The 12,229-nt window shown below is 67.1% G+C and carries 11 protein-coding genes and 1 tRNA gene; 6 read left to right on the forward strand and 6 right to left on the reverse strand.

The window, feature by feature from the left end; translation table 11 throughout:
* Positions 1-240: 240 nt before the first annotated feature.
* Positions 241-414: a hypothetical protein gene (locus tag OG878_RS03525; protein ID WP_328885359.1), complete on the reverse strand. Its 174-nt coding sequence runs from the start codon at positions 412-414 to the stop codon at positions 241-243.
* A 916-nt stretch (positions 415-1,330) separates the two neighbouring features.
* On the opposite strand from OG878_RS03525, the gene OG878_RS03530 reads away from it, so the two are divergent.
* The gene (locus tag OG878_RS03530; RefSeq protein ID WP_328885360.1) at positions 1,331-3,721 is read left to right on the forward strand and encodes a GH92 family glycosyl hydrolase; all 2,391 of its coding nucleotides are present in this window, start codon (positions 1,331-1,333) and stop codon (positions 3,719-3,721) included.
* 935 nt (positions 3,722-4,656) lie between these two features.
* Positions 4,657-5,037, forward strand: coding sequence for a hypothetical protein (locus OG878_RS03540; RefSeq protein WP_328885361.1), 381 nt, complete (start codon positions 4,657-4,659; stop codon positions 5,035-5,037).
* Positions 5,038-5,226: 189 nt separating this feature from the next.
* On the opposite strand, the gene OG878_RS03545 is transcribed toward OG878_RS03540, so the two are convergent.
* Entirely contained in the window at positions 5,227-5,592 is a 366-nt protein-coding gene (locus OG878_RS03545; protein ID WP_328885362.1) for a hypothetical protein, read from the reverse strand.
* A 122-nt stretch (positions 5,593-5,714) separates the two neighbouring features.
* A tRNA-Ala gene (locus tag OG878_RS03550) sits at positions 5,715-5,788 on the reverse strand.
* Between the two features lie 418 nt (positions 5,789-6,206).
* On the opposite strand from OG878_RS03550, the gene OG878_RS03555 reads away from it, so the two are divergent.
* Positions 6,207-7,085, forward strand: a complete 879-nt coding sequence (locus tag OG878_RS03555) for an isocitrate lyase/PEP mutase family protein (protein ID WP_328885363.1) — start codon at positions 6,207-6,209, stop codon at positions 7,083-7,085.
* Positions 7,086-7,241: 156 nt separating this feature from the next.
* Here the strand turns inward: OG878_RS03555 and OG878_RS03560 are convergent, their stop codons facing one another.
* Positions 7,242-7,418: a CsbD family protein gene (locus OG878_RS03560; protein ID WP_328885364.1), complete on the reverse strand. Its 177-nt coding sequence runs from the start codon at positions 7,416-7,418 to the stop codon at positions 7,242-7,244.
* A gap of 752 nt (positions 7,419-8,170) precedes the next feature.
* On the opposite strand from OG878_RS03560, the gene OG878_RS03565 reads away from it, so the two are divergent.
* The 3 genes from OG878_RS03565 (at position 8,171) to OG878_RS03575 (ending at position 9,837) form a co-directional block, all read left to right on the forward strand.
* On the forward strand, positions 8,171-8,653 hold the full coding sequence (locus OG878_RS03565; RefSeq protein WP_328885365.1) for an SRPBCC family protein: 483 nt from the start codon (positions 8,171-8,173) through the stop codon (positions 8,651-8,653).
* A gap of 175 nt (positions 8,654-8,828) precedes the next feature.
* Positions 8,829-9,398: a type 1 glutamine amidotransferase domain-containing protein gene (locus tag OG878_RS03570; protein WP_328885366.1), complete on the forward strand. Its 570-nt coding sequence runs from the start codon at positions 8,829-8,831 to the stop codon at positions 9,396-9,398.
* A gap of 265 nt (positions 9,399-9,663) precedes the next feature.
* A complete protein-coding gene (locus OG878_RS03575) occupies positions 9,664-9,837 on the forward strand; it encodes a CsbD family protein (protein WP_328885367.1) in 174 nt (57 codons plus the stop codon).
* A 218-nt stretch (positions 9,838-10,055) separates the two neighbouring features.
* On the opposite strand, the gene OG878_RS03580 is transcribed toward OG878_RS03575, so the two are convergent.
* Both OG878_RS03580 and OG878_RS03585 read right to left on the reverse strand, forming a co-directional pair.
* Entirely contained in the window at positions 10,056-11,093 is a 1,038-nt protein-coding gene (locus OG878_RS03580) for an NAD-dependent epimerase/dehydratase family protein (RefSeq protein ID WP_328885368.1), read from the reverse strand.
* A gap of 39 nt (positions 11,094-11,132) precedes the next feature.
* Positions 11,133-12,221: a glutamate--cysteine ligase gene (locus tag OG878_RS03585; RefSeq protein ID WP_328885369.1), complete on the reverse strand. Its 1,089-nt coding sequence runs from the start codon at positions 12,219-12,221 to the stop codon at positions 11,133-11,135.
* Positions 12,222-12,229: the final 8 nt, after the last annotated feature.

Genomic DNA, 12,229 nt, shown 5'->3' on the forward strand with positions numbered 1-12,229 from the left:
GCTCGCACGTGCAGGACGGAGCAAGGTCACGCGGAGTCCGAGGCCATGAAGGACGTCACGATCATCAAGTCCGGGGTCCGGGTCACGCAGGTCGACCGGACCTGACGTGCATCGGTGTCCGTTCCCAGGTGAACGGTGAGCATGGAGGGCCCATGGCGGGCCCCCGGCTGGGGTGAAACACGTGCAGCCGCCGTTGCACTGTGGTTCGGTGCAACGGCGGCCGCGTCGGTTGGGCCGCTACTACAGCTCCCGCTCGATCTGGTGCTCGCTGACCTTGTCTTCGCGCATGGTCGCCTCGTTCTGGACGGCGTAGCGAGCCTGCGCCCCGCTGCCCTCGGCGCTCCGGATCTCGCCGCGCTGAAGCTCGTCCTGCTGGTCGCGGTACTCCACGTACTGTCCCTTGCGGTACGGCATGGAAATCTCCAAGTCTCGTGTGGGTCGGTGGGGGGGGTACCCCGCTCGTTCGGCAGGGGACGCCTCTCCTGGCGCCGGCGACTATCGCCAGGCGCAGTGACAGCCCACCCCCAACTACGCGCACCAGCAACCACTACGGGCCGAATGGAGGACTCGCGCCACAGCAACCACTACGGGCCGAATGGAGGACGCTCGTACGCCCTTCCGGCACCGCGCCGACGGGGAACGATCCGGCTCACAACGCGTTGCCGACGGACGACTCCTGCCGGGCCGCCGGTCACCCCGGTCGGCGGCGGACCTCAACGACAACGATGGTCGACACCACCCGCGGCGCCGACCGGCGTACCGGGTCCCGCGGCGGATCAGCCGGCCAGACGTGGACCACCTCGCCCAGAGCCCACCTGGCGGAAAACCGACAGCACCCGCTCTCCCCGCGGTTGCCGAAGACGGCCGTGTCCAGCAGGCCACTCGCGGACGCGCATGCTGCTGCGCTTCGATCGGAACGGACCGGGCAGGAACGGGCCGCGCCCCGCCGATCACGCCGGCCTCCTGGCGCAGGGCCCGCATCAGCACGTCGAAGTGCGGCTCAGGCAGCGCCTCTTCGGCGTCCCAGGGCTGACCGACCGTCACCTTGCGCGGCCGAGACGGGCAACTGAGCCGCTCGAACCAGCACCACGAAGTCCGTGGCCACGAAGACCCATACGACACGCCGACCAACTACCTGGACGCAATCGCCGACAGCCTCGAAATGCGAACCGGCCGCCGCGGGCCGGCCGCCGCACCTCACCCATGCGATCCCGTCCGCCCGTTCGCCCGCCCGCGCTTCCCCGCCCGTACGGACACCACGACCAATCGGCCGCGAGCCCCGGTGGATTGACGGATCCGCACCGGAAGGGCAAAGATCGACGAGTTCGGAATGACAACGTTGTCGTACGAGAGGATCGCGATGCGAGCGCTGAAACGCGTGTTCACCGCCTTGTTGATCGCCACCACCATGGCCACGGTTTCCGCCACCTCCGGCGTCGCAAACGCCAAGGAGCAGGGACCGAAGTTCGCCGATGACCCCACCACGCTGGTCGACACGTCGATCGGCAACAACGGTGACGGGACCACCTTCCCGGGCGCCGCCGTCCCGTTCGGCATGGTCCAGTTGAGCCCCGACACGCAGCTGAACCAGTACGCTTCTTACGATTACAAGCAGGACACCATCCTCGGCTTCAGCCACACACACCTCTCGGGTGTCGGCTGCCAGACGATGGGCAACTTCCGATTCATGCCGACCACCGGTGCGGTCGCCTCGTCCGACCCGGCGCAGTACGGTGCGAAGTTCAGCCACGACAACGAAACCCGTGCGCCGGGCTACTACGGCGTGAAATTCGACAACGGCATCCAGGCCGAGCTCACCGCAACACAGCGGAGCGGGCAGCACCGCTACACCTATCCCGCAGGATCGGGCCCCGAGAACGTGCTCCTCGAGGTGGGCCAGAGCAACGGCAGCACCTACGCGGGCGACGTTCACGTCGTCGGCGACGACACCGTCGAAGGCTGGCTCCAGGGCGGCAACTTCTGCGGTGAGACCGGCAAGGAACGCTACCGGATCTTCTTCAGCGCGAAGTTCGACCGGAAGTTCTCGAGCTTCGGCACCTGGACCGACGGTACCCTCACCCCGGATCAGCGCGACGCCTCGCGCGGCACCAAGCGCGCCGGCGCCTGGGTGACGTTCGACCCTGCCAAGGGCGACCAGGTCGGCTCTTCGGTGGGCCTGTCGTACACCTCGATCGACGGCGCGCGCCTCAACCGCAAGGCCGAGCAGCCGAAGTCGTTCGACAAGGCCCGCGCTGCCGCACACACCACCTGGCAGGACGAGCTGAACCGCATGCGCGTGGCCGGCGGCAGCACCGCCGACCAGCGCACGTACTACAGCGCGCTCTACCACTCGCTGCTGCACCCGTCGATCGGGTCCGATGTGGACAACCGCTACCGCGGCTTCGACGACCAGGTGCATCGCGCGGATTCCACGTACTACCAGATGTTCTCGCTCTGGGACACCTACCGCTCGCAGAACCAACTGGTGGACCTGCTGCACCCGGACAAGGCGGCCGACATGGCCAAGTCCGTGCTGCACATCTACCAGGACAGCGGCTGGTTGCCGCGCTGGGGCCTCGGCAACAGCGAGACCAACGTGATGAGCGGCGACCCCATCACCCCGTGGATCGTCGACATATACAACCGCGGCCTGCTCGACAACCACACCGCGCGCCAGCTCTTCGACGCGCTCTGGAAGAACGTCAACGAGGTCCCCGCGGACCAGTCGATCTTCCGCGGCCGCGACGGCAACCCGACCTACGTCACGAACGGCTGGGTCGGCTACCAGAATCTGCCCGGTTACAAGTACGGTGACAGCCGCCAGGCAGGCTCGGCCACCCTCGAGTACGCGCTCGGCGACTGCGCGCTGTCCACGATGGCCGGTGGCCTCGGCTACCAGGACAAGGCCGCGACGCTCGCCTCGCGCTGCGACAATTTCGCCACCCTCTGGGACCCGACCGTCACGTCACAGGGCTTCTCCGGGTTCCCGGTCCCGAAGAACGCGGACGGCACCGTGGTCGGCAACCCCGACCCCACCCAGACCAACGCGTTCCACGAGGGCACTGCGTGGCAGTACCAGTGGCTCGCCCAGCAGGACCCGCAGACGCTCTTCGGGCTCATGGGCGGTCAGGGCCAGGCCGAGCAGCGGCTCGACAAGTTCTTCGACATGCCGACCGTGCTCACCGACCCGGCGAAGGCCGCTTCGGAGTCATGGGTGACCGGCGCGTACGACTACCACAACAACTTCGCCTTCAATCCCAACAACGAGCCCGACTTCCATACGCCGTGGATGTACACGTGGACCGGCGCGCCGTGGAAGACCTCGGCCGTGCTGCGTGCGATGCGGACGCTCTTCACCGACACCGTGTACGGCATGCCCGGCAACGACGACCTCGGCGCCACCTCGTCGCTGCTCGTCTTCGCCATGGCCGGCATCTTCGAGGCCCAGCCGGGCTCCGCCAACTACGTAGTCACCTCGCCCATGTTCGCAAAGGTCGAGATCCGGCCTGAACACGGCCGCAGGATCAGCATCGAGGCCCCGGGCGCCGACGCGTCGAAGCTCCAGTACGTGTCCTCCGTGGACACGAACAAGGGCAAGCTGCGCCAGAGCTGGCTCTCCCACAGGGACCTGCTCCGTTCCGGCACGATCAAGATCAAGCTCTCCGACAAGCCGACGAGCTGGGGCGTCAACGCCGCCCCGCCCGCCATGGCCCAGGACTGAGGTTCTGGGGTGCGGTCCCTCCCGTGAGAGGGGCCGCACCCCGGCGGAGTCCTTGGACGACGACTTCCACTCCTTCACCGACACCTGTCCGGCCAGGACAGCGCGTTCTGGCGCGTCAACCTGACGGCCGGCGCATCGCCCACGTCCTCCTCGGCCCCGGGTCAGGACTGACAAGACGTCAACTTCACTTCAGCGGCACGGTATCGCCCGTAACGCCCGCACTGCGGAGCCGGATACACCGCAGACGGGTTCGGTATCGCGCTCGGCAACTCCGAGGACACTGCCGCGGCCCGGCTCCACCGCGTCATCCTTGACGAGCTCGGTGCCTGCTGTACCGATCGCGGTGCGCCATCGACTCCGTCAGCGTTCGGGCGGCGAAACGGGGCTACTCACCCGAGGGAATCCGACCGGCCGTGGCACGTTGGGGTCGACGACCCACCTGATCACGGACCGCAACAGACTGCCGCTGTCGCTGAGTATCGTGTGAAGCCGCCACCGACGTGCTCAGGGGGTAGCTGTACGGTGCGCTGGTGCCCTTGCCCCGGTCCGTCTCGCGCCCGCTGCCCCGGTACGGTCCGCCGCGTCCAGGTGGCCTGCCGCGTCGGGCATGGTGGCATCGTGCGTGGGGCCTGTGCGCGGTGCTTCTGGGCGCCCTCGCGTTGCTGCGGGCGATAGGTGGAATCACTGCCCTGTCCACGGCAATGGCGGAGGAGCAGGCGTTTCTCTCGGCCGTCCCGTGCAACGCCGCCGGCGCCAGTACTGCCCCGGCGGATTGTCTGCACACCGTACGGTCCACCGTTGAGGGGACAGTGATCCGGAGCTCGGGGCGACAGGAGACGTACCAGCTCGAGTTGTCGGGTCCTGCTCCGGCGTCCGGCCGGCTCGCCATGGGTACTTCGGGCCCCCTTCTGAAGCGGTTGCACCCAGGCGACCGTGTGGGCGTCACCGTGTGGCGGCACTACGCGACCGCCGTCAGCCGGGCTGGGCTCACACAGGAGACGATCGAGAACCCCGTCGGCGACCCGGACATCGACGCCGCTCTGGCACTGGGGGCGCTGGGCTGCGGAACCTATCTGCTGGGTGCCGGCAGCTGCGGGCTGCTCGGCGCGCGCGCTGCCGCCGCTCGCGGCTTGCCCGCTTCTCTGGCACCTTTGGGCAAGGTCACGGTCGGTGCGGCGTTGGCGGCCTGGCCGGCCTGCCTTCTCGGCGTCGGGTGGGGAGGGCCCACAGTGGTCGTGGTGGCCTGGTTGGTGATGCTGCCGGTGATCGGGTGGATCGTCGTGGTGCGACAACGCCGCGCCAGGCGCCGACGCTGAGGCAACAGAGTCGACGGCGCTGTCAGATACTCGGGTTTCTGGCTCAGCTTGTGTGGTGTTGCCACTGTGAGTGCTTGTTGCTGCTCCAGCGCGGGACGGTTCGTTGAACTTGTCGCCCCGCTGCAGGAGCGTTGCTTCGGCCCCGGGGTGCGGAGGAATCGCCAGTACCCGTCGACCGGCCGTGCATGATCAACTCGTCTCGGCCTCCTGTCCTGTCTTGGCATCGATCAGATGGCGGAGGCGGCGGATCTCGGCGATCAGTCGAGGAATGTCCTGGCGCGCGTTGGCGATGAACCGGGCGTTCTCGTCCCAGCGTGCGTCTGCGACGTCGACATAGCGCGGCTGCTGGACGAGGGTGGCGGCCACGATCTGGTGGTGGTCGAAGTCCGGCCAGCGTTCACCGCGGCCGGTGTCGGGGAGAGTGCTGACGGCGACGAGGCTCATGGCCCAGTCGTCGTCGAGTGACCGGAAGTACCAGGGACCAGGGGTCGTGGCCTCGGTGAGTTCCTCGATCTCGGCGAGCTCTTCGTCGGTGAGTGGCTCGGGTGTGTCCATCAGCCTGCCGGCTCCTCGTGTTCGACCAGCTATCGCTGCGCGGACCACACGCCGGCGGGTCCGGGCCGACTCGATGAGTGGAAGTCCATGGCCACGCAGACCGCAACCGGGCGCAGGCGGAATGGGGCCGACCGGATTCGAACCGGCGTCCTCCCACATGCGGTGAAGGCGCGACAACCACTGCGCTACGAGCCCCATCCCGCTCGCGATCGTACAAGCCGCCTTCGCTGCGCCGCTTTCGAATTATCGGGGGCGACGGCGGATCACTCGGCGTGCCCACGCCACAAAAGCCGAACCAGAGCCATAACTCGCGAACACCTTCCGGGAGTAACGGCTCGATTCGCGCCCACTGCCCGTCTGTTCACGGCATCTCCCGGACGATAAACGACTGATCCAAACAAAACGACCCGAGCCGTTTTGGCTGTATTTGCGCCCTATTATTCTGGTTAGGTACGGTCCTGGCGGGTCCCAGATTCCGGAGCACCAACGGATACCGCGCCGCCGGCAGTCGGACGTCCCTGTACCGAGGGGCACGAGCGGCGTACGGGCGCATAGGGCCCCAAAGCCGCGGCGACCTCCGGTCGGCGCCCCCCATTCAGCACAGGAGGACGGCCATGCCCAGACACACGACCCGCCTGCGGCACCTGCTCAACGACCCCACGATCCTGGTGACTCCGGGGGCCTACGACGGAACCGGTGCACGGCTGGTGGAACGGCTCGGCTTCCAGGCGCTCTACCTCAGCGGATTCGAGACGGCTGCCAGCATCCTGGGGCAGCCCGACGTGGGTTATCTGTCGCACACACAGATGGTGGAGCGAGTCACGGCCATGGCCGACGTGGTGGATCTGCCACTGATCGCCGACGCCGACACCGGCTTCGGCAACCCGCTCAACGTCCGCCGCGCGGTCATCGCCTACGAACGGGCCGGCGCCGCGGCGATGCATATCGAGGACCAGACCTTCCCGAAGCGCTGCGGGCACATGCTGGGACGCGAGGTCGTCCCCGTCGACGACATGGTCCAGAAGATCAAGGCGGCGGTCGACGCCCGGCAGGACCCCGACTTCGTCATCATCGCTCGCACCGACGCGCGGACGGCACACGGGCTCGACGAGGCCATCGACCGGGGCGCCGCCTACCACGAGGCCGGCGCCGACATGCTGTTCATCGAATCCCCCGAGAGCGAGGAGGAGATGCGGCGGATCTGCGAGACGTTTCGCGGCACCGTCCCCCTTCTCAGCAACCAGATCGAAGGCGGCCGGACGCCGACTCCCGGCGTCGGCGCCCTCCAGGACATGGGCTACGCCCTCGCGCTTTTCCCCGTGGGGACGGCATTCGCGGCTGCCAAGGGAATGCGGGACTACCTCGAGGTGCTCGCGACGGCAGGCGACACGCGAGGGGGGCTCGGGAACCTGATCCAGTTCGAGGAGTTCACCGAGCTGATCGGTCTGGGCGAGCACACCGAACTCGAGCGGCGCTACCAGTCCGAAGAGTAAGGCCGACCGTGCGGGTGCCGGGCCGCCGTTCCGCCGTGGCCGAGCGCGAGGCGGATGCGGTTGGCCGGCTGGGCCTCTTCGCGACCGCGTGAACCCCGCACCCGGCCCGGGCATGGGTGGCGCCGCGAAGGCGCTTCGCCCGACGACGTGCCGAGGTCAGTGCCCCGTCCTCTTGCGGACCCGGTCAGCTGTCTTGTGGGTGATCTCCTGCGCCTTCCCGCGCAGCTGCTCGCTCAGCCCATGCTTCTGCATGGATTTGTCGCCGATGGCCTTGCCAAGGGTCTCCTTCATCTTGCCCTTGATCTGTTTCGACTTCGCCACGCCCTTGGTCATCAGAATCCCTGTCCTTTCGAGAGTTCGGCAGGGTGTCCGGCACATGGGGCTGTCCTCCCACCCTGCCTCCGCCACCAAAGGGCCGCAAACCAGCTCGCGTGATCATGATGCTGGCGAGTGGGCCGGCCAGCACCTCGGCAGCATTGAATCAGCAGCGTCAGCCGGTCGAGCGCGCGCTGCAGTTCCTCGTCGGCCTCGTCATGATGTGCCCGGTCCGCCCCGGCCTCGGGACACCATCGGTTCCGAATCGCCGGCGTCATGCTGCTCACGGTGCATGCCGGCTCCTCGCCTCCGCCGCACGGGGGAGACCGCCCACCACTCCCCTCGCAAGGTGGAACGCCACGATCGCCCCAGCGCTTCGACGCATACAACGGCCTGTGTACGCGGTGCGCCTGGCCAAGCGTGCGTCACCCGGTTGTTCCACGATTTTGGGTGCTGTGCAGCTGGTATGGTGGTTTTGTGCTTCGGGTGAGATGCACGCCCGTGGAAGCTGAGCTCCGGGTACCACTCGTTCGTCTTTCTGCACTCCCACGGTGAATTGCACAATCGCCGAACGGCGAGTCTGCGGGGGCCTCCACCAGGTAGCGGCCACAGGGCCGGCGAATGCGGTCGACCGTCACTGGCATCCCGTCGTACGTGACGACTACGGCGGGCCAACAGCGCGACGACCCGGGCGTCATGGATACGTGCAGTCGAGGCCTGGCCGACGAGCCCGAGAGCATCGAACGAAACCAGTCGCCCGGGAGGATCACATGGCCATCCGGCATCGCCTCATCGACCACCCCCCGCGCGCCCTGTGGGCGGCGCTGGAAGAGGAGACCCTGTACGGCGAATGGGTGGTGGGAACCTCCGGTTCCCGCAGTGAACGTGGCCGTTGGCCCCAGATGGGTTCGTCCATCACATACACGGTGCGCGTAGGCCCCAAGGAATTCCAGGGACGCACCACGGTCCGGCGCATCGATCGGCCGCACGCGCTGGAGCTCGAGGCGGACAGTGGTCCGTTGGGCACGGCCCGTATCGCCTTCGACATCCGGCCGTGGGGGGATGGCAAAACCCTCGTGATACTCGACGAGCACCCGCTGCAAGGACTCGGCGGCATGCTCCACAACACGGTCCTTGACGCCGTACTCCAGGTGCGGCACCGCACGATGCTGGCGCGGCTCGCCCAGGTCATCGACGACGTATCGGCCGAGGGGGACACCGGCCCGCCCTTCACCGCCGAGCCCCCTGAATGACGATCGGCTGTTCCGAAGGACCCCGTGATGGACGCGGCGGTGACTGGAAGTCGCCCAAAGCCTTGGTCCCAGTCAGCTGCCGGCTGACTCCGGGTGGAGCGTGCAGGCACTCGATGCTCAGGACACGCCACGTGGGCGCACACAGCGCGGCCAGTGTCACGAAGGGAGCCATGTCATGACGGACAACGACCTGAGCATACGCAAAGTACTGGCAATCGCCACCAACTACGGGGTCGAACAGGATGAATTGACCGTGCCTGTCGAACACCTTCGCGGATGGGGTGCGGAAGTGGATGTCGCAGCGGTATCGGACGACGACATTCAGACTCTCGTGGGCGACAAGAATCCCGGGAGGAAAGTCAGGCCTGACCTCACGCTCAGCACCACGAACGCGGCTTCGTACGATCTCCTGCTGATTCCGGGGGGCACATTGAACGCCGACCGTCTACGCCTTCAGGACCGTGCGCTGGAGATCGTCCGATCCTTCACTGAATCGGGCCGCCCCGTCGCGGCCATCTGCCACGGACCGTGGGTCCTGGTTGAAGCCGATGTCCTCGCCGGCAAGGAGCTCACCTCGTACCGCTCTTTGCGGACCGACATAGGTAACGCAGGGGGCCACTGGGTCGACGAGCCGGTCGTGGCCGACGACACCCACGGCTGGACCCTGGTCACCTCCCGGAATCCGGGCGACCTGGAGCACTTCCTGCGCGAGACGGACGCGGCACTGGCAACGGAGAGCGTGTGACACCGTCCCACGAACTGCGGACGGAGAACAGCGCACCAGCCTGGGGAATGGTGCAGCAGCTGCTCATCGTCTCCGGCGAGACCGTCACGCCCGGCGCTGGGCATATGAGGAATGAGGCACGTCCGGCGCGACGCACCACTGTGCGGATGTCGATGTCACCGGCCGGCACCAGCAGCACCTGGGCCTGCGCAATTCTGGACCGATTGCAGAGGTGGAGTGTCCGGGGCATGGTTGACAAGCGTGCGACCCACAGGAAGGCGAAGTCATGAGTAAGGCTAAAGCAAAGGCCAAGCAGGTCAAGGGCAAGCTGAAGGAAACCACCGGCAAGGCTGTGGACGACAAGTCCATGCAAGCCGAAGGCCGCAGCGAACAGATCCTGGGCAAGGTGCAGGAGACTGCAGAGAAGGCGTCCGATCGCGCGAAGAAGTCCGGCCGGTAAGGCGGCACGTTCCGCGTCTGGTCGTCGGTTTCCGTATTGCCTGAGCTTCTACGGGGTCGGACTGCGCGTCGACGGACACTGCGCCCGGCGCGGCGAAGGACTGGCCGCGCCGGGCGTGGCAGTGCAGCGAGCCTGCTGAGACCAGCCGGCCCGTGGCCGGCGCCTGCAGGAGCGGCGGCCACGGGCCGGCCGGACGTATGTGTCGCAGCCGGATCGTCTCACCCCACCCGTTGCCCTGCCAGTGGCCTGGTCTCTGCACCCGCACCGCGCCGCACACCGGTCAGGAACGCGTCGAGTGCTTCCTCCGCTGTCCTTGCCGGGTGCCAGCCGAGAAGATCACGGGCGCGGCCACAGTCCATGATCGGCAGCCGCAGGACGGCGTCGAACAGGTGCGGCGAAGCGGGCACCGCATGGGCCCGCCATGCTGCGGAGAGCGCGGTGCGCACCAGATTCCCCGGCACCTTGACCACCCGTGCGCCGAGGTGCACCCCGAGTGTGTTGGCGTCGATCACCGGTGGTGCGGCGAGATTGAATGCGCCTCGTACGTCACCGCGAATCGCCAAGAGGTAGGCCTGAGCAGCGTCGTTGGTATGGAGCACCTGGAAGCGCATGCCCTTGAGGTCCGGCACCCAGGGCAGCAGGTCCGGACGGAGTAGTGGGCCCGGGACGAATCGTCCCACGAAGATGCGGCGCTGCTCGCTGGCCGCCGCCTCCTGGAACAGGAATCCCGGGCGCATCCGCACGACGCGGATATACGGATGCTCCAGTTCGTACGTGTCGAGCAACCGTTCCACATACGCTTTTTCGCGGCAGTACGCGGCGTCGGGCCATCCGTGCGTGGGCCAGTCCTCGCCGACACCCGGTTCGCTCTTCGGACCCGGCGAGTAGGCGCCGACCGACGATGCATAGACCAGTGAGGGCACGCCCGCCTCTCGGACCGCCTGGAAGACGCGTATCGACCCCGCAACGTTGTTCTGCCAGGTGACCACCGGGTCGTGCGTCGGCTGAAAGCGCCACGCCAGGTGAACCACGACGTCAGCACCCGTGAAGTGGGAGCGGAGTGCGCCTGCGCTGTCAGGCTGCGACACGTCCACGGCGCCCCAGGTGGCCTTTGACAGCGCGAGCGCGGGGAGTCTGCGGGCGAGACCGAGTATCGATGCGATCGAGTCGTCCGCTGCAAGGGCCTTCATCACACTGATGCCGACGTTTCCGGTGGCACCCGTAACCACAACTCTCAGTCCCGACTTGGAGTTCATGACATTCTCCGTTCCTACGTGATCCGTCCTTCACGGTCGTCATCCTCGGGTCCGGCGAACACACTCCTTGACGGTGTCTCGAAGGCTTCCGGTCCGTTGCATCAGGCCCCTCTGGACACACGCACCATTTCCTGTGGTGAGCAACGAGCCCAGCGCGTCGTCGGCCGCCTTGAGATCGCTGCTTTCCTCCAGTGCGTCGCGCACATGCGCCAGCAGCGCACGAGCGACGGCATCGGCGGGTTCGGGGTGCATGGTGAGGGGATGGAGCAGTCGGTCCGCCAGCCCGGACCGGCTTGCTCGCCATGCCGCCATGCGCAGGAGAGCTGTCCGGAATGCGGCGGGCGGCTTACCAGCTCGCCATTCAAGCGCCGCTGTGTCGACCAGGGCGCGAATCAGTGTGGCCACCAGCACCGTGACCGTCGGATCGAGGCATACGTCCGTCACTCTGACTTCGACGGTGGGGTAACGGTGGGAGAGCCGCGCATCAAAGTAGATCATTCCTTCGTCGCGCAGCACTTCGGTGTCGAGCAGGGCCCGTATCTCTTTGTGATAGCGGTCTGCGGAGCCGAATACGTCGACCGGCCCTGCCGACGGCCAGCGGTCCCAGACCCTGCTCCTATAGCTGTGGTATCCGCTGTCCTGACTCTGCCAGAAAGGCGAGTTCGCACTCAGGGCCAGCAGCACCGACAACCAGGGCCGCAGGCGGTCCAGCACGCCTACGCCCTCCTCGTCCGACTCAACCGAAACATGCACATGACATCCACAAGTCAGCTGCTCCTGCACCGTCAGCCCGAAACGCTGCTCCAGCCACTGATAGCGTTCGCCGGTTCCGATGCTCGGGCTCACAGGGAGCGGAGACGTGGCCAGCGCAACTACTGCGGCCCCCAGATTCGCCGCGTGACCGGCGGCCTCCGCCCGTCGGCGAATTATTTCATCCGCCAACTCATGCATGTCGGTTTGAGGTCGCGTGGCAAATTCGAGCTGCTGGCGGTGCAGCTCCGACTCGAAGGCACACTCTCCCTCGGCACGTCGCTCAGCCATGGCCAGAACCGCCGTCGACAGTGCCTGTGGTTCACCGCTCACAGCGTCGACCAGGAGAAGTTCCTCCTCAACACCCACGCTCCGCACAGGTCCCG

Origin of the sequence: Streptomyces sp. NBC_00316, assembly GCF_036158715.1 — a bacterium.
In the GTDB taxonomy this organism is placed as follows: Bacteria; Actinomycetota; Actinomycetes; order Streptomycetales; family Streptomycetaceae; genus Streptomyces.